This is a genomic window from Runella defluvii, assembly GCF_014195535.1.
Lineage (GTDB): Bacteria > Bacteroidota > Bacteroidia > Cytophagales > Spirosomataceae > Runella > Runella defluvii.
In genome coordinates this window covers 125004-142691 of the sequence record NZ_JACIBY010000006.1, presented here as the reverse complement: position 1 = coordinate 142691, position 17688 = coordinate 125004, and the positions used below count along the sequence as shown (strand labels likewise).

At 46.7% G+C, this 17688-nt stretch carries 14 protein-coding genes; 8 read left to right on the top strand and 6 right to left on the bottom strand.

Annotated elements, in window-relative coordinates; translation table 11 throughout:
• Window positions 1-7: 7 nt before the first annotated feature.
• From FHS57_RS15615 to FHS57_RS15590, 6 genes are all read left to right on the top strand, one after another.
• Window positions 8-1402 (top strand): aldehyde dehydrogenase family protein, encoded by a 1395-nt coding sequence (locus tag FHS57_RS15615; RefSeq protein ID WP_183975213.1) that lies wholly within the window; start codon window positions 8-10, stop codon window positions 1400-1402.
• Between the two features lie 181 nt (window positions 1403-1583).
• On the top strand, window positions 1584-2198 hold the full coding sequence (locus FHS57_RS15610) for a hypothetical protein (protein WP_183975211.1): 615 nt from the start codon (window positions 1584-1586) through the stop codon (window positions 2196-2198).
• Between the two features lie 12 nt (window positions 2199-2210).
• Window positions 2211-2948 carry a glutamine amidotransferase-related protein gene (locus FHS57_RS15605; RefSeq protein WP_310586996.1) on the top strand — a complete coding sequence of 246 codons (738 nt, stop codon included), beginning with the start codon at window positions 2211-2213 and terminating at the stop codon, window positions 2946-2948.
• A gap of 55 nt (window positions 2949-3003) precedes the next feature.
• Window positions 3004-3606: a hypothetical protein gene (locus FHS57_RS15600; RefSeq protein ID WP_183975209.1), complete on the top strand. Its 603-nt coding sequence runs from the start codon at window positions 3004-3006 to the stop codon at window positions 3604-3606.
• Window positions 3607-3698: 92 nt separating this feature from the next.
• Window positions 3699-4475 carry a 3-keto-disaccharide hydrolase gene (locus tag FHS57_RS15595; protein ID WP_183975744.1) on the top strand — a complete coding sequence of 259 codons (777 nt, stop codon included), beginning with the start codon at window positions 3699-3701 and terminating at the stop codon, window positions 4473-4475.
• A gap of 91 nt (window positions 4476-4566) precedes the next feature.
• The gene (locus FHS57_RS15590) at window positions 4567-5943 is read left to right on the top strand and encodes a glycoside hydrolase family 30 protein (RefSeq protein WP_374758001.1); all 1377 of its coding nucleotides are present in this window, start codon (window positions 4567-4569) and stop codon (window positions 5941-5943) included.
• Window positions 5944-5992: 49 nt separating this feature from the next.
• Here FHS57_RS15590 and FHS57_RS15585 read toward each other — a convergent pair whose 3' ends face one another.
• From FHS57_RS15585 to FHS57_RS15570, 4 genes are all read right to left on the bottom strand, one after another.
• Window positions 5993-6574, bottom strand: a complete 582-nt coding sequence (locus tag FHS57_RS15585; RefSeq protein ID WP_183975205.1) for a helix-turn-helix transcriptional regulator — start codon at window positions 6572-6574, stop codon at window positions 5993-5995.
• 259 nt (window positions 6575-6833) lie between these two features.
• On the bottom strand, window positions 6834-7799 hold the full coding sequence (locus FHS57_RS15580) for a glycosyl hydrolase family 18 protein (protein WP_183975203.1): 966 nt from the start codon (window positions 7797-7799) through the stop codon (window positions 6834-6836).
• Between the two features lie 90 nt (window positions 7800-7889).
• Window positions 7890-10454, bottom strand: a complete 2565-nt coding sequence (locus tag FHS57_RS15575) for a GH116 family glycosyl-hydrolase (protein ID WP_183975201.1) — start codon at window positions 10452-10454, stop codon at window positions 7890-7892.
• A 23-nt stretch (window positions 10455-10477) separates the two neighbouring features.
• Window positions 10478-12241, bottom strand: a complete 1764-nt coding sequence (locus FHS57_RS15570; RefSeq protein WP_183975199.1) for an SGNH/GDSL hydrolase family protein — start codon at window positions 12239-12241, stop codon at window positions 10478-10480.
• Between the two features lie 135 nt (window positions 12242-12376).
• Here FHS57_RS15570 and FHS57_RS15565 point away from each other — a divergent pair, with 135 nt between their 5' ends.
• The gene (locus FHS57_RS15565; RefSeq protein WP_183975197.1) at window positions 12377-13615 is read left to right on the top strand and encodes an MFS transporter; all 1239 of its coding nucleotides are present in this window, start codon (window positions 12377-12379) and stop codon (window positions 13613-13615) included.
• 130 nt (window positions 13616-13745) lie between these two features.
• Window positions 13746-14915 (top strand): cytochrome-c peroxidase, encoded by a 1170-nt coding sequence (locus FHS57_RS15560; protein ID WP_221225641.1) that lies wholly within the window; start codon window positions 13746-13748, stop codon window positions 14913-14915.
• Between the two features lie 141 nt (window positions 14916-15056).
• Here the strand turns inward: FHS57_RS15560 and FHS57_RS15555 are convergent, their stop codons facing one another.
• The gene (locus tag FHS57_RS15555; protein ID WP_183975195.1) at window positions 15057-16421 is read right to left on the bottom strand and encodes an alpha-L-fucosidase; all 1365 of its coding nucleotides are present in this window, start codon (window positions 16419-16421) and stop codon (window positions 15057-15059) included.
• A gap of 160 nt (window positions 16422-16581) precedes the next feature.
• A complete protein-coding gene (locus tag FHS57_RS15550; RefSeq protein ID WP_183975193.1) occupies window positions 16582-17640 on the bottom strand; it encodes an isoaspartyl peptidase/L-asparaginase family protein in 1059 nt (352 codons plus the stop codon).
• Window positions 17641-17688: the final 48 nt, after the last annotated feature.

Below are 17688 nucleotides of genomic sequence, written 5' to 3'. Positions count from 1 at the left end.
CAAACTGATGAAAACGTTTCAAGTCATTTCTCCTGTCGATGGCTCGGTTTATTTAGAACGCGAGTACGTTACAGCTTCCCACATCGAAACAGTATTAACTACTGCCAAAGCTGCCCAAAAAGTATGGAAAGCCGTTCCTCTGTCGGAACGAATTGCCATTTGTGAACGAGCAGTTGCTTATTTTATCGAACACGCCGACGCCATCGGTACTGAGCTAACGTGGCAGATGGGGCGCCCCATTGCTTACACGCCCAACGAAATCCGTCGAGGTTTTCAGGAGCGAGCGCGTTATATGATGCAAGCCGCTATAGGGGCTCTGTCTGACGTATCGGTCTCTGAAAGAGACGGTTTTCAGCGTTTTATTCGCCGCGAAGCCCTCGGGACAGTCTTTGTTGTCGCTCCTTGGAACTACCCTTATTTGACCTCGGTCAATGTGGTTATTCCTGCTTTGTTGTCTGGAAATACCGTTATCCTGAAACACGCGCAACAAACACCCCTTTGCGCCGAGCGCTACGCCGAAGCCTTCAAAGCGGCGGGCTTGCCAGAAGGCGTGTTCCAATATATTCATACGACTCACGACTACGTAGCACGAATCATTGCCGATTCTCGCGTTGATTTTGTGGCGTTTACGGGTTCGGTATCAGGTGGTCACGCAGTGCAGCGAGCGGCAGCCGAGCGTTTTATTGCAACAGGCTTGGAGCTTGGTGGAAAAGATCCTGCCTACGTTCGAGCGGATGGTAATGTGGCATTTGCGGTTGAGAACCTTGTGGACGGAGCGTTGTTCAATTCTGGGCAATCGTGCTGCGGAATTGAGCGTATTTATGTTCATGAAAAAGTCTATGACGAGTTTGTACACGGTGCGGTGGACTTGGTCAACAAATACATTTTAGGTAATCCGTTTGACGCAGGCACCCACCTTGGTCCAATGGTGCGTACGTCGGCGGCGGAGTTTGTGCGTGAGCAAATCCGCGAAGCGGTAAGCCAAGGAGCTGATGCACTGATTGATCCTTCGTTGTTCCCAAGCAATCAGGTAGGGACTCCTTATTTAGCACCTCAGTTGTTGGTCAATGTCAATCACTCGATGCGTATTATGACGGAAGAAACGTTTGGCCCTGCCGTCGGAATCATGAAAGTAAGCAGCGACGAAGAGGCGATTGCGTTGATGAACGACAGTGACTACGGGCTTACGGCGTCGGTGTGGACAGGGGATGCTGAAGCGGCACTTTTCATTGGCAATCAGATAGAAACAGGTACGTGGTTTATGAATCGTTGTGATTATCTCGACCCAGAATTGGCGTGGACAGGGGTGAAGGATTCGGGGCGTGGTTGTACTTTGTCGGCCTTAGGTTACGAAGCGCTTACACGACCAAAGTCTTTCCATTTGCGCGTGGGAGGGTTTTAGTGGTAGGTAAATGAGCAGCAGCAGCATGCCACGAACGTATAGCATCTTTAGCCCTGATTTTGAGTATATTGATATGAAAAAGTCAGGGCTGAAGCCTCGTTGAGATTCCTTTTTTAGCGACCCCAGTCTAAAGACATGGGGTTAAAAGAGGATTAGTGATAAAATGTCAAAAACAACTTCTATGAAACGGCTTTTGTTACTTTTCTGGATAATTGTCTTGGCGGAAGTGGGGCAGGCTCAACAGCGCACCACCCTGTTTTTTGAAGGTTTAGGAACTGGGGTACTTACGTCGATTGGGGTTGACCAGTTGGTAAAAATCACTCCTTCTTACAAAATAGCCGTCAATGGAGCGCTTGGCTTTTTTCCACTCAATGGACGAAAAATGTATTCTGTTCCTGTTTCGGGGAGTTTATTGTTTGGAAGAGCATCTCATTTCTTTGAGCTGGGAATTGGAATGGCATATGCGCAATTTAGACAGCATTGGAAAAACCCAATGATATTGTTGAATGATGCAGGCATGTATCCTACATCCGAGAAGTATCATGTGAATAAACTTGTAGAACGAGAACAGTATCTCTTCGTTACCACCCGTGTGGGGTATCGTTTTCAAAAGCCAGAAGGTGGATGGTTCTTTAAGGTTGGGATTACTCCATTAAGTTCTATTTTTTGGGAAGATAAAAGTATTTACAAGGGAGACAACCCATACCCTTCGATAACACATCGTAAAAGTTGGGGGAAAATCGACCGCACTTTTTTGCTGTGGGGTGGAGTGGGGGTAGGTTATACATTGAAATAAGTGATATACAAAGTGAAAAACACCATAAAAATCGGCCTTTTAGAGTGCGACCACGTTCGCGATGAATTTCGACACATTGCGGGAGACTATCGAAATATGTTCCCTGCTTTGTTTCTACCCCTTGCTCCCGAATGGGAGTTTACTTTTTATGACGTTTCCAACGGGCATTTTCCAGCATCGGTCGATGAGTGCGATGCGTACTTGAGCACAGGTTCTAAGTTTTCGGTCTATGACGACGAACCGTGGATTCATACCCTAAAGGCATTTGTAGCAGATTTGTATGCGCACCAAAAAATCTACGTAGGCGTTTGTTTTGGGCACCAACTTCTGGCGGAAGCATTGGGAGGAAAAGTACAAAAATCGTCGGTGGGTTGGTGCGTGGGTGTGCATCGGTTTACGGTTGACGGGTTACCTTTGGAGGGAAGTTATCCACAATGGATGCAGCCTTTTCAACAAAACGTCAATTTATTGATGATGTGCCAAGACCAAGTACAGGTGTTGCCTCCCGACGCACAGGTACTTGCTACTGCTGCCGACTGCCCAGTGGCGATGTTTCAAGTAGGCCAACGGATGCTCGGAGTGCAAGCACATCCCGAATTTACGGTTCCTTACGAAGAAGCGTTGATGCGGTCGCGGGTAGAGCGAATTGGCGAAACCAAGACCCAACAAGGAATAGAAAGCTTATCCCAGCCCTTAGATAGTGCCTTGGTGGCGCGTTGGATTGTTGAGTTTGTGGCGTCAAGGTTGTAAAAAAAGCGCGAAAGCGCGTTATTTGCCGCTTTAATTTGTCATAACACCCCACTACATGGTTTTTGCGCAATTTCAAGTCAGCGAGCTGGCAGAGTTTCTCAAGTACGGTATTTCAGGATTGAGCGCGATTGCGTTTATTTTATCGTTTTTTTTGCTCAATCGTGAAAGTAGCCGTCCTAAGCCACGCCCCGAAATGCTGCGTTCGATTCGGATGTTTATGGGACTGACGTTGGTGCTGGGGCTGGTGTCGGGCGTTGCGGCCATTATGAACCCCGAAAGCTCACCCAAACCAGAAAAAACAAAAACGACGACAACACCGACGAAAAAAGCCTCATTGATTAGTAAAATTACGAGTCCGCGCAAAGAGTGGGTCGTTGAAGTTTTTTATGATGCAGGAGCGAAACCCTTGGCCGATCAACTGGCTGAGGAGCTGGCGGCTTATAAAGAATATGAGGTGAAAACAACGCAGTTGTCGTCATCACGAAAAAAAGAATTAAAAATAACCCGTAGTCAAATTCGTTACGAACTCGTTGAAAAAGAGACGGCTACGCAGTTGCAAAAACGTTTGGTTAAAATACTTCCCCAAGACGTAAGCCTCAGTCTAAAACAGATTACTTCATCATCGCCCGATTATTTAAGCATCTTTGTATGCGATTAATGCGTAGAGAACGTTAAAAAGACCAACCGTTTGACTTTGTAGAAAAAAAGGTTGTTTGATTCGTAAAACTTTTAATTTTTAATACACCCATGATGAAAAAAACGCTCCTTACTGCGTCGCTCGTCGCTTGTGCTGCTGCTGCTTTTGCACAAGGTTATCCAAGTACTCCTCCTGCGGTTTCGCCCATGCCGATGAAACCCGAAATGACCGAAATTTGGGAGCCCGAAGTAGCGACTGTTACTCCAGCTAAAAACCTTGGCGAAGCACCTTCGGATGCTATCATCCTTTTTAATGGTAAAGACTTATCTCAGTGGGTTTCTGCCAAAGATGGTGGCCCTGCCCCTTGGAAAATTGTCAACGGCGATTACCTCGAAGTCGTGCCTAAAAGTGGTGACATCAAAACCAAAATGAAATTTGGTGATTGCCAGTTACACCTTGAGTTTAGCGCGCCTGATAAAGTAGAAGGCGTTGGACAAGGCCGTGGTAACAGTGGGGTTTTCTTCCAAGACCGTTATGAGTTGCAAATTTTGGATTCGTACCAAAACCGTACCTACCGTAACGGACAAGCAGGAAGTATTTACAAAGACCACGCGCCGCTTGTAAATCCAATGCGTAGCCCGTCGGAGTGGAACGTATATGATGTGGTATATACAGCACCGCGTTTCAAGCCAGATGGCCGTTTGGATTCACCTGCTCGCATCACCGTATTTTTGAATGGTGTGTTAGTACAAAATAATACCACCATCAACGGTTTGACGCTTTACATTGGCCTTCACCACTACCCAGAGGCGCATGGTGAAGATGTGATTCACCTCCAAGATCACAATAACGCGACTCAGTTCCGTAATATCTGGATTCGCAGACTGTAATCGTTACAAAAAAATACCTATGCAGCCCCGAAAAACGCATTTTTCGGGGCTGTCTTGTTTCATAACCTATCAATTTTAACCAACGATCATGATGAAAAAAATGCAGAGTATTGTGCTTTTATTGTGGGCACTAACTAGCCAAGCCCAACAAGCGGAATATTGGCTTACAAAGGCAGATAAATCGGTTCTTTTTCAAAAACAACCCGAGAAGTTGTCGTTTGTTACGACGACTAACACGCTTCCCAGTATTTACGTTGACGACACCAAGACGTTTCAACAAATGGACGGTTTTGGCTATACGCTTACGGGAGGGAGTGCTCAGTTGCTGGCGGCGATGAAGCCTACTGAGCGTGCAAAATTGTTGAAAGAAATTTTTGCCACGGATCAAAACAACATTGGCGTGAGCTACTTACGCATTAGCATTGGAGCATCCGACCTGAGCGATCATGTGTTTACGTACAACGACCTACCAGCGGGCCAAACCGACCCAACACTGACGAAGTTTACGTTGGCAGAAGAAAAAAAGGAACTGATTCCTGTGTTGAAAGAAATACTTGCAATAGCACCCTCGCTCAAAATTTTGGGCTCACCTTGGACGCCGCCCGCCTGGATGAAAACCAACGCGGCCTCGAAAGGAGGAAGTTTGAAGCCTGAATTTTACGATGTGTATGCCGGCTATTTGGTGAAGTATATTCAAGAAATGCAAAAAGAGGGGATTCGGATAGACGCAATGACGGTGCAAAATGAACCCCTCCACCCAGGCAACAATCCAAGCCTATTAATGCCGCAAGACGAACAAGCGGCATTCATTAAAAAGAGCCTTGGGCCAGTGTTTAGGAAGGCTAAAATTGCTACAAAAATCTTGATTTATGACCACAACGCCGACCGCCCTGATTATCCCATCAGCATTTTAAACGACCCAGAAGCGCGTCAGTACATCGATGGTTCGGCGTTTCATTTGTATGGAGGAAGCGTTGAAAGTTTACGCGATGTCCACGAAGCCCACCCTGATAAAAACCTGTATTTCACAGAACAATGGATAGGGGCACCTGCCAATTTTGGAGGTGACTTGATGTGGCACCTTAAAAATTTGGTCATTGGCGCTCCTCGCAATTGGTGTAAGACGGTCTTAGAGTGGAATTTAGCGGCCGACACACAGCAAAAACCCTATACCGAAGGTGGATGTACCGCTTGTTTGGGCGCCCTTACTATTGGCGAAACGATTGTTCGTAATCCAGCTTACTATATCATTGCGCACGCGTCAAAATTTGTCCGACCCAATTCTGTGCGTATAGCATCAAACGTCACAATGAGCCTATCAAATGTCGCATTTAAGACACCAGATGGCAAAACGGTACTCATTGTTATCAATGAAAGTGATAAACCAATGACGTTTAATGTTCGTCATAAAAACAAGCAAATAATGCCTACGTTGGAAGGTAAATCAGTGGCTACGTTTGTTTGGTAAATAATCAATAACTAATAACGGTGTGTGTAAGAGGAACGCTTAAAAGTGATTAGCTGGCGTATTGGAGCTGGTACTTTTTAGGCGTCATACCAAAGTGTTTTTGAAACATTTTGTTAAACTTGATGGCCGAATTACTACCATAGCCAACCATTTTGGCCACTTCATTGCACTTGAGCCCTTTACGGAGAAGTTTGCTGGCGTACTCCATGCGTTTTTCAAGGTAAAGTTGATAAAACCCTTTGCCGTAGATTTTCTTAAAAAGACTGCGGAATTGACTGGTCGCTATTTCTAACTGTGAAGCAATCTCCGTTTCCGCAGGGACGTTTTGGGTATGTTTTCGTTGAATATAATAGTCGTAAGCCCACTCAATTTTTTCACGTGTACTTAGGTGAGAAGATGGGATGGCGGATACTGATTCTTCCTTTGGTACATAACTAGCGGATGGAAATACAGAAGCTCCTCCTTTAAGGGACGACGAAAGTACAGGATGATAGACTAACTCAAACGAAATTTGTTTGGACAACAAGAATGAAAGAAGGGTCTGCGTGTCTTGTTGCTCAATCTGTAAACACACGGTTAAATCTTGATTTTTAGGAAGCTCATGGACTGATGTGATAGGGTGAGAGTTCATGGTTTTCAAAGTTTGGTGAAAAATAAGGCATAATCTATAATAGGTAGATGGATGACGTGGATTAGTATCTTTGGTCACATGAAACCAAAACTTTTTTTTACTATTTGTAAAAAAACTGATCTTGACATACCAAAAGAAATATGCCTATTATCTTGTCGTCCAATTAGATTTGAGGATATAAAAAACAAAAAGTCCCCAACAGGAAAATTTCGTTGGGGACTGAATAAGAGGGGGATAGTATAATTGAAGACAGGTAAGTTTATTTTTTTGACCCTCGTTTAATGGCCTGTAGCAGCGCGAACTCATCGTTGGTATCGCACGAAATTTCCCAAATCATGACACCGCCGCATCCTCGGTCTTTGGCCAGCTTGGTTTTAAGTTCAATCGTATGAATACCGTTATAAAAAGCGCCTTTCCAGTAGTCATCGTAAGGACTTGCGCCGTCTTTTAACAAACCTTTGTAGTCGGGGCCATAATTTCCCATTCCTTTTTTAGAATAAAATGGTAGTCCCAGAATGGCTTTTTGGGCGGAAACTCCGCGTTCTTTTGTCCAATAATCTAAGCTTTTAACGGCCAAAGAATAAGGAGAATGGGCACGGATGTAGTTGGGGCCGTAGTCGTCGTCGTAAGCCATCACGTTGACCCAATCCATTTTATCAAGGGCTTCTTTTTTCATTCCATAGCCTTTTTTGCCGTATGAAATCACCGCCGCCGTCAATTTTTTGCCTTGAGCGTGGAGTGCATCTCCCAGCTCGCTCATGAGTGCTACGTAGTGGTCGGCTGAGGGGGAGTCTTCGTCGGGGTATTCCCAGTCCAAATCCACGCCATCTACTTTATAAGTACGAACAAATTTCATGACGTGCTGAACAAACGTATGACGACCTTCGGCGCGTTCGGCCATTTTGTGAAAGCGGGTGTCATCGCCACCGCCGTCGCCAATACCCCAACCACCGATGGAGATAAACACTTGGATGTTGTGTTTGTGCAAATACCGTACTAAGCTGTGAAGTGCCTCGGGATTTCGGAGTGGTTCGAGGGAATCGCCCGTTTTGGCAGGAATTGCAAACGAAAAATTGACGTGGGTCAGAACATCCACGGGAATTTGTTCAGCAGGGATGTTGGGGACGTAATAGCCAATAACTTTAAAATCATTTGATTTTTTTTGAGCAAAAACGCCCAAACTTAGCGCTACCAAAGCGCTCGAAATAAAGGGTTTGATTTTCATAGAAACGGGATTTGTGAGAGGATAGTTGAAGATGAAATGGGTTTATACGCTCAAATTTAGCCTTTTTGGACGGAATTGGCTATTTCTTTCCTATTTCAATTGCATCGTCAACGTTTGTCCTTCTTTAAGCTGATGGTTTGCTTCAAAAGTTTTGGTTAGTTTACCAATTGAAAACTTTTCTAACGCAACGTCTCCGTTTAAACTGGAGAGTTTGATGCTAAAGCCATTTCCCATTTTTTTGCACTGAACGGTTCCGTAGGCATACCCATTTGACCAAAAGAAGGTCCCTTCTTGAGAATGAAAAGCCATCGTTTTTTTTACTCCCGAATACTGAAACCCTGAAAGAGCTAATACGGCCCCCCAGCTTGTCATGGCTCGTGCGTAGTGGTGACCACATTCGGCTTCATCAAAAGGGCTACGCTTAGCTCCGTCGTAACGGTCCCGTATATTTTTGATGCAGAGCAAACCCGACTCAGTCTGACCTTCGTAGAGCATTCCGATGGCAGCCGTATATTCAAATCCTGTCATGACTTCTGAAAAATAGGGAAATGGGATTTGCGGACGCTCACCACGCGGATAACTCGCCATCAACAAGGCGGCCTCGTCACCCAAGGCGTACGAACGCATATTGTTAAAATGATTCAGCATACTGGAGCGATAATTGTATTTGAGGATGCTTTGAAGCGTTTTTTGAGCATTTTCGGGCTTTATCAGATACCCAAGCCCATAGACGTGAGCCATGTATTGCCCAATGAGCTGGTCAACCAAACAGCCTTTTCCTAATTGATAGGGTGGGTCTTGGGTATAAGCGCGGCCGCTGGCTACAGTTGCCATCAAGATTTGGTCTTTATGAGCTGCTGTCTGAACGATTTGTTCGTAATATTCTCCATTGAATAGATGTTCATCGGCAAACTTTTTTCCTCGTTCAAAAAGCTGCCGACATTCTGCGGCAAACATAGGTTCGTTCATCGCATTAGCCATTTCTTCCATCGCACGTAAGGCTCCCAAGTACCAAATTTGCATTTGAGGATTAGGACCATAATATTCTACGTCCATCGTATTGTGTTGACACCCTTCCATGACGCCATCTTTGTCGCCGTCCCAACCTCCTTTAAGCCACGCAAATTGTAAGCTGCGTTTAACTGCGGGATAAAATTGTCGGAGAAATGACGTGTCGCCAGATAGCTGCCAATCGCGATAGAAGCGCATGATGGTGCCCATTTGCCCATCGGCGGCGGCGGCTTTGTAGCGTTGGGCGTTGGTGGCTAGCGGTAACCCCACCCGAAAACTCATAAAACCAGTTTCATCGAGGGCGGGTCCAAACTCCGTTTTGCGCATAGTTTGGGCCAATTGGCCAAATAAAAAACCCGTTGCCTGTTCGTAATTCCATACGTGAGTGCAGGAGCCCTGACACGAGCCGTAGTTGTCCATGCAGCCTTCCCAGCCCATCATGGTGCCATCTTTGATTCGGAAAACAGTTTGTGAACGTAGCGTGCTGAGGTTGAAGAGAGCGGCTTCTTTCACTACCTCAGGTAGCTTGCTTTGCATAAAAGCCCTGACAAACTCAACGGTTTTTTGCTCCAGTTGGGGTAATCGTTCGGCGGCTTTTTGGGCTACGTCCCAAGCGTCGGTGTATTGGGTAGCATAGTAGTTGCCTATATTCTCAGCCGACCAAGCAAAGCGGTTGGGGAAATGCCAAGTAATGTAAAATGTATAAACACGGCTTTGATTAGCAGGGATTTGCATCTTTACTGCTAGTGATGCCTGAGGGTCATTATCTACCAGTTTTTCCTTGTCAGTGAGTTCGCCATCAGCACTGAAATCATCCCAAAAATCCAGTAGGGCGTTTTCCCAGTCGTTGCTTCTGGACGAGCGTCGGTACGTGACTCCTGTTTGAGCGGGAGTTACCAGTGCCATTGTGCCCCATTGTTCTGCTGTTTTCTTGACGCTGTCAGAGTACATGAAAATTCCTTGCACTTGACCAGATGTACGGAAGCTATTTTGGTTGTTTTTGGCGCCAATCGGAATCAAATCACCTTTCCAATCCATCCGTGTTTTTGAGCCATCATTACCAATAAAATTACGCATCAAACCACATACCGATACCGTAATGGGCTGATTCGTGGTGTTTTTTACTTCGTATTTTAGTACGGCTAACGGCATTCCGCTGGCATCGGCATCGGTAGGAATCAAAGGGTTAAATGCTTTGAGCCGAACGCTGACGGGGAGGTTAGGGTCAGATAGATTGACTTGACCAAAAGGGTAAGTAGCATCAAACGAAGCGTTACGAAAACGCGGAATACCGTGGTTATCCACTGGGCGCCCCTCTTTGTCCTGATAATCGACGGGGTCGAGTGGACCCATTAGCCCTTTGGTATGCGTTTTACCGTTGGTTTCTCTAATAAAAATAGAAAAAAAAGGCACTCCATTTCCCATCTGCCCCCCACTAAATCCTTTGGCGGGTCGATTCATAATTTCCCAATCTCGGAGTTCGCCTTTGCCCGAAAGAGACACCGTTCCTGTGCCAATACCTCCGAGGGGAAGAGCGATTCGGTACAGGTGATTTTGGTCATAATGCTTCAAAATAGGTACATCTTGTGCGCATACTTGTGGAATAAAACTCCCCAAGAAAGCAATCAGAAAATAAGATTTCATTAGTGAAATGGGGGTATAAAATGTTACTTCTTCAACAACTCCTGCTCCAAACGTTTGCCTGCTTCTTCATAGCCCGCCGCATTGGGATGAAGTCCATCGGAGAAGAGGCTTTCATTGATTTTTCCATCTTTTTGTAAAAACACTTTACCAATGTCCGAAAAGCCTACTTTTTCGGCTTTCGTCATAGCTTGGATAGCTTTGTTAAGCGTTGCCACGCGGGCCTCTTGTTCGCGACGAGGATAAATGCCCAAGAGCGTAATCTTGGCTTGGGGTTGACGTGTATGAATGGCTTGTACCAAAAAACGAAGACCTTGCACAATCTCGTCGTCGGTATTGAGCTGGAGGTTGTTGGTACCAATGTTGATGATAATTTTTTCGGGGGTAATGCCGTCAAACTCATCGTGATAGACCCGCCACAGCACGTTTTCGACGCGGTCCCAGCCAAAACCAAAGTTGCGAACTTGGTAGGGTTCTACGTATTTCTGCCACGAATCAGCCCCTTTGATGCGGTTGTTGAGCGGTTTTCCACCCCAATTGTGGGTAATTGAGTTGCCTATCAACACCACTTTAGGGGCGTCAGTTTGGTTCAATCGGAGCATATCATAATGGCGGTCTTCCCACACGTAGCTGCCTGGTTCGCGGTTTTGGCGGGTGGGAATTTCTGTTTTGAGTTTTCCAGCGGGTTCCTGCATAATTTCCCGAAGTTTTTTCTCGTACGCCTCGGCGTAGCGCATCATCCCGATGTCGTTGGGGTGTGTCCCGTCCACCATTCCTTCGTGGTCGATGTTGATGTCGGAAATAGGCAACGAATACACGCCCGTAATTTTTTCGTTGGCTAATTGTGCCAAAGCTTCGCGCAGGTCTTTGTTGGCATCCTCAAACAATGGTTGGCGGTGAGGCATTAAATAACCTTCGGTGTAGCCGTCGTGGTCGGTGAGCAAAATCGGCGTGTTGGGGTGCTTGGCACGAAGGGCTTTTACCGATTCGACGATTCTTTTTTGAAGTTCTTGGTGGTCGACGATGGGGACAATCAAGTTCGGCAAACAATCCAACACAAATACTTTGGCGTCAAGCTCATTGATAAGGTCAATGACTTCTTTTTCCAAACGACCGTTGCCCGAAAATCCAAGATTGATGACCGTTCGGTCCAGCTTTCGAGACAAGATATTGGTCCATGCCATGCCTGGGCGGGTAGCGCAAGCGCCTTGGGCGATGGACGTTCCGTAAACCACAATCGGTTTTTCGAGGCGCTGAGGGAGTACTTTAAATAAACTGCCTTCGGGGACGCCGATCTCCAGATTGCGAACGCTGTTGTACAAAGGAAAAAAGAGGCGATATTCGCGGCCGAGCTTGTGGTAGTTGTCGTTGGGGCGAAGTTGGGCAAAAACGTACTGAACCGTGTCTTTGAAGCTGTATTTGCCATTGGCCCACTGCCAATTTCCATCGCTGTCGATGCCGTACAAATCGACGCCACTCACACCCGTCGAGGGCATGTGGGGCATATTGATAGCACCCGTCACTTTGTAGCGAACGACGATTTGGTCAGCATTACTTATAAAACGAATCGAAAGCCCTGCGCTGTTACGCGAGAGGTTCCAAACAGCCTTGCGGACGTTGGCTTCGGCGCGCGGTGGAAAACGTTGGATGGTGTCGCGCATTTCGCTAGACCAGGCTTGGCCGTCGATGACGGGAAAAATACTGTCGGAAGGTTTCCACCAAACCAATTTTGATTGGGCAGAGGCAAGAAAGGCGGTTAAACTGAATAGAAAGGTAATGAACAGGCGCATGGGCGGATGAATGAGGTAAGGGTTTAATTTCGGTAGCAATTTAAAGTAAAATACGCACTCAATAGTATTTACTAGGGGATGATGCGTATATTTTTAACGAACATCTTTTAACCTTCAACCTTTCTATTAAAACTAATGACGAAGTCTTCCCGTTACCCTTGGATTTTGGTCGGCCTGCTGTGGGTCGTTGCATTACTCAATTACATGGATCGCCAGATGTTGGCCACCATGCGGCCTTCCATGCAAATCGACATTGCAGAGCTTCAACAGGCAACTAATTTTGGCCGATTGATGGCCGTTTTTTTATGGGTATATGCGTTTATGAGCCCCGTAGCGGGAATGATCGGCGACCGATTGAATCGTAAGTGGTTGATTGTTGGAAGTTTGTTTGTTTGGTCGGGAGTGACATTTGCGATGGGGTATGCTACTTCTTTTTCGCAATTGTACGTTTTACGGGCCTTGATGGGGATTAGTGAGGCGCTTTACATGCCGACGGGCTTGGCCATGATTGCCGATTTTCACTCGTCACGTACCCGCTCAATGGCGATTGGAGTTCACCTTTCAGGAAACTACATGGGGCAAGCCTTAGGAGGTTTTGGGGCGACCATCGCCGATAAATTTTCGTGGAATACAGCATTTCAGGCTTTTGGGATGATTGGGATGGCGTATGCGGTGGTGTTGATTGTTTTTTTACGAGAAAAAAATAAAAGCGAACTAATCGAAGAAACGGCAAGCCTCAAAAATCAGGATAAAGTACCGTTGCTCAAAGGGCTCGGCGTATTGCTTGGGAACCCTGCTTTCTGGCTGATTTTGCTTCTTTTCTCGGTGCCAAGTTTACCAGGATGGGCGGTGAAAAACTGGTTGCCTACGCTCTTTGCCGATAAGTTACACATAGAAATGGGGCAGGCTGGCCCACTTTCCACGATAACTACCTCCTTGTCGTCGTTGATTGGGGTCATCATTGGAGGGTATTTATCCGACCGTTGGGTACAAAAGCATTTGCGAGGGCGTATTTATACAAGTATCATTGGTTTGGTGTTGACTATTCCTGCGTTGTTACTCATTGCCTATGGGACAACGATTACCCACGCGATTGCGGCAGGCATGTGTTTTGGGTTAGGTTTTGGGATGTTTGATGGCAACAACATGCCAATTTTGTGTCAATTTGTTTCGGCAAAATACCGTGCTACGGGCTATGGTTTTATGAACATGATGGGAATCATGGCGGGGGCACTTATCACCGAGTGGTTAGGCAAATCGACTGATTCAGGCGGCTTGGCAGGAGATTTTGCACTTTTGGCAGGGGTAGTGCTAGCGATTGTCGTGGTTCAACTTCTTTTCTTGCGCCCCAAAGTGCGTGATTTTGTGGATTAGATTAGATAGCTATTTTTCAAAGAGATAGGGTAGGAAGTTGGTTTTTGTAAAAAAAAATGCCTGAGGCCGCAAGTTTTTATATCGACTGGCATCTAAGGGTTAAGTGTTTACCTCAAACCAACTTCTATCTATGAAAACAAATGCCCTTGGAGTCGTCGTCGCGGCTGCGGTTTTTGGAGTAACCGTAGCTTGCCAACAAGAAAACGTCATGACCGAAGCGACTACTGGTATGAACGACCGTAACGCTCGGGCCGATGCTGTTCCTGTACTGCCAGCGACCCTTTTCAACTACGCGGCTCAAGTGCTGCCCGCTTACCTCACTAGTCCGCAAGTTGCTGGTCAAAACAACACCCCGCCTAACAACCCGATTACGGATCAGGGGGCTACACTCGGACGGGTGCTTTTTTATGATAAAAGCTTGAGCCTGAACAACACTACCTCGTGTGCCTCGTGTCACCAGCAGGCCAATTCGTTTTCGGACCCTGCTCGCTTTAGCCGAGGGTTTGCAGGAGGGCTTACTACCCGCAACTCCATGTCGCTCATCAATGCGCGCTATTATCCAAATGGACGCTTTTTTTGGGATGAGCGTTCGGCTTCGGCCGAAGCCCAAGCTTCACAGCCAATTATTCACCCCGTAGAAATGGGCATGACAATGCCAAGCGCCGTGGCAAAGCTCCGAACCTTGAATTATTACCCAAGCCTATTCCAAAATGCGTACGGAACACCGACCATCGACTCGGCTCGCGTCGTTAGGGCGTTGGCACAGTTTATCCGTTCGATGGTGTCGTACCGAACCAAATACGATACGGGTAGGGCGGCTTTAGCTCCTAATCAAAACCCGACAACGACGAATTTTGCCAACTTTACAGCTGAAGAAAATGAAGGGAAACAATTGTTTTTTGGGCCAGGCAACTGTGGTGCATGTCACGGAACGGAAACGTTTACGGCAGCAGGGGCTCGCAATAATGGCTTAGATGTAGTCTCAACCGACAATGGCGTTGGGGCAATTACCAAAAATGCCGCCCAAAATGGTTTATTCAAAGTGCCTTCGTTGCGTGGCATAGAAAAGTCAGCACCTTATATGCACGATGGACGCTTTGCAACCCTCGAACAAGTAGTTGAACACTATAATAGTCAAGTAAAACCTCACGCTAATTTGGCACCTCAGTTGCGCGGGCCAAACGGTCAGCCACGCCGTTTGAACCTGACGCAAGCCCAGAAAAACGCACTTGTTGCTTTTATGAAAACACTTACGGATACGGGCATTGCCTCCGACCCGAAATTCAGTAATCCATTCTAAGCTCAGGAGATGTCTGTTAAAAGTTATTTGTTATCCGTTAATAGGGTTGACGATTAGAGAGTATGGGGAAATACCTGTCTTAATTTTAACACGTACTTCCTATTAACGGTAAACAGATAAACTTACCAATAAGCAAAGCTTTTAGGGCGTTATTTCAAACGTCCAAGCGTATTGACAAGGGATGTTGCTTGGATTGACAGAAGGGGTTATAATCCGTAACACGTTGTTTTTGTAGCTATACTTCACCGCCCCTTTAAATCCTAACAATCGAATGTTAGATGGTTTGGCAACATTCTGAATCACAATTTCGTCTTGCCATTTTCGCGTGATGGCGTACAACGTAGTCCCTTTTTTGGTAAAATAAACCTGCGAATCTTTGGTGTACGGCGGGGCTTTTTCCCACTTGCGTGTTCCGTAAATGGCGTCTCCGTTTACATGTAACCAATTGCCTATTTCGTGCAGGCGTTCTTGCATAATCACGGGAATGCGACCGTCGGCGGTGGGGCCGATGTTGAGTAATAAATTGCCTCCACGGGCCACAATATCAATGAGTTGATGGACGAGCTGCTCGCCCGTTTGGTAGCTATCGAGATTTTCGTTGCGGTTGTATCCAAACGATTCGCCCATGCCTCGGCATTCTTCCCAAGGACGAACAAAGCCCGTTACCTCTTTGTTGTCAGCTCCGCCGTGCCCGTATTCGGAAGTGTAAAAACTCCCGTGTTGACTTTTGGTGTCATTGCCCCAGCGGTCGTTGACGACAATGCTGTTTTTAACGGGGGATTCGTTGTAGAGCCACGCCAAAAACTCCTCGCTACGCCACGTTTTAGCAGGATGATCCCACTCGCCATCGGTCCATAGAACATCGGGTTGATACCGCGACACCAGGTCTTTCATCTGCGGAATCATTCGCTCGTTGACGTACTGATTGACGTTCGACTTATAGACAGGGTTAAACCACTCGTACAGTGAATAATAATACCCCATCCGAAGATTACGGGCTTTGACCGACTTGGCCAAATCACCCGCTAAATCACGGTGAGGGCCTACATCAACGGCGTTCCAGTTCCACGACTGCGGGCTAGGCCACATCGTAAAACCTTCGTGGTGCTTGGAGGTGAGTACTACGTATTTGGCACCCGCTTGCTCAAACATCTTGGCCCAATCGTCGGGACTAAATAGCTCCGCTTTGAAGTCTTGGGAAAACTCTTGGTACGTTCGGTTGCCGTAGTTTTTTTTGTGAAACTCCACAAACTCAGGATGAATTTTGAGATTGGGCGCAAAAAGCCGTTGCCAGTACCATTCCGAGTAGCCGCTCCCAAAGCCATCGGCATTAGACTTGGTCGCCCAGGCAGGAACAGAAAAGACGCCCCAGTGAATAAATATCCCAAATTTAGCGTCTTCAAACCACGTAGGCGTAGGGCGCTGGTCGAGGCTTTGCCAGTTGGGTTGGTATTGGGCAAACGTAAATTGAGTAAGAAAAAGAGAGAAAATGAATAATTTTTTCATCGAAGAAACAGAAAAATTATGTGTTTTCTGTGAGACTCTATCTGTGGCTTTCTGTGTGGAAAGCTATTTCTCACAAATGCAGACAGAGATAGGGCACGCAGAGGGGGGCTAAAAATAAGCCGCCACTCATGCGAGACGAGCGACGGCTTTTGGGGTTTGATTAAGCTTTTGGAAAGTGGCTCTTGGCCATAAACACCTTGCCACCATCGTCGGCGAGAGTAACGGCATAGCTAAACCCGTGATGGAGAGAATAGGCACCGTATTCGCCTTGCTTATTGATAGCGATAAAACCTACCTGAAAATCTTTGGCTTTGGTGGGGTTGATACGTACAATCCGCTCTACTGCAATTTTACAGGCCTCTTCGGGGCTTTTGCCTTGGCGCATCATTTCAACAATCAAAAAAGCGCCTGCTACGCGAAGCACTTCTTCGCCTTGACCAGAACCCGTAGCAGCACCTACTTCATTGTCCACGTACAGACCTGCCCCAATAATGGGCGAATCGCCGACGCGACCGCGCATTTTGAAACCCATGCCGCTGGTCGTACAAGCTCCCGAGAGGTTGCCCGTGGCGTCCATTGCAATGGTACCCATGGTGTCGTGGTTAAAGCTGCCATCGTCGAAGAAATTAGGCGCAAAAGGCCCGTGGCCAGCTTTGGTTTTTTGGCCTTTACCCTGTTGCTGTTCGATGTTGATAACAGGCTTGTATTCCGATTTTTTAAGCCACTGTTTGTAGGTCTTTTCGGCGTCGGCCGACAGTTTACCTGATTCTTTCTGAAAACCACTTTCAAGGGCAAACTGAAGTGCTCCGTCGCCCACAAGCTGAACGTGAGGAGTCGTTTCCATCACTTTGCGAGCGACCGAAATCGGGTGCTTTATTTGCTCCAATGCCATTACCGACCCGCAGTTGAACTTGTCGTCCATGATGCTGGCGTCGAGCGTCACTTTGCCTTCGCGGTCGGGGTTGCCTCCCAAGCCAACGCAGCAATTGATGGTATCTTCAATCGAACGAGCACCTGCTTCAACCGCATCAAGGGCGCGGCTGTTGGGTTGTTTTAGTACTTTCCATGCCACGGCGTTGACGGGCAAGCCGCTGTCCCAAGTCGAAACGACGATGGGTTTGGTAACGACTGATGGCGATGATTTAGCAAATACTTTTCCCATTGATAAAAGGGGCATACTTAACGCCGACCAACGGAGGAAACTTCTTCTTGACTTCATGGTTTTAGGTTGATTTGGAACGTTTTACACCTGCAAGTTTTCAAAAAC

Bases quoted from the DNA above. Each gene is read 5' to 3' on its own strand.
- FHS57_RS15615 (WP_183975213.1), top strand. From the start codon at position 8: ATGAAAACGTTTCAAGTCATTTCTCCTGTCGATGGCTCGGTTTATTTA.
- FHS57_RS15610 (WP_183975211.1), top strand. From the start codon at position 1,584: ATGAAACGGCTTTTGTTACTTTTCTGGATAATTGTCTTGGCGGAAGTG.
- FHS57_RS15600 (WP_183975209.1), top strand. From the start codon at position 3,004: ATGGTTTTTGCGCAATTTCAAGTCAGCGAGCTGGCAGAGTTTCTCAAG.
- FHS57_RS15595 (WP_183975744.1), top strand. From the start codon at position 3,699: ATGAAAAAAACGCTCCTTACTGCGTCGCTCGTCGCTTGTGCTGCTGCT.
- FHS57_RS15590 (WP_374758001.1), top strand. From the start codon at position 4,567: ATGAAAAAAATGCAGAGTATTGTGCTTTTATTGTGGGCACTAACTAGC.
- FHS57_RS15585 (WP_183975205.1), bottom strand. From the start codon at position 6,574: ATGAACTCTCACCCTATCACATCAGTCCATGAGCTTCCTAAAAATCAA.
- FHS57_RS15580 (WP_183975203.1), bottom strand. From the start codon at position 7,799: ATGAAAATCAAACCCTTTATTTCGAGCGCTTTGGTAGCGCTAAGTTTG.
- FHS57_RS15575 (WP_183975201.1), bottom strand. From the start codon at position 10,454: ATGAAATCTTATTTTCTGATTGCTTTCTTGGGGAGTTTTATTCCACAA.
- FHS57_RS15570 (WP_183975199.1), bottom strand. From the start codon at position 12,241: ATGCGCCTGTTCATTACCTTTCTATTCAGTTTAACCGCCTTTCTTGCC.
- FHS57_RS15565 (WP_183975197.1), top strand. From the start codon at position 12,377: ATGACGAAGTCTTCCCGTTACCCTTGGATTTTGGTCGGCCTGCTGTGG.
- FHS57_RS15560 (WP_221225641.1), top strand. From the start codon at position 13,746: ATGAAAACAAATGCCCTTGGAGTCGTCGTCGCGGCTGCGGTTTTTGGA.
- FHS57_RS15555 (WP_183975195.1), bottom strand. From the start codon at position 16,421: ATGAAAAAATTATTCATTTTCTCTCTTTTTCTTACTCAATTTACGTTT.
- FHS57_RS15550 (WP_183975193.1), bottom strand. From the start codon at position 17,640: ATGAAGTCAAGAAGAAGTTTCCTCCGTTGGTCGGCGTTAAGTATGCCC.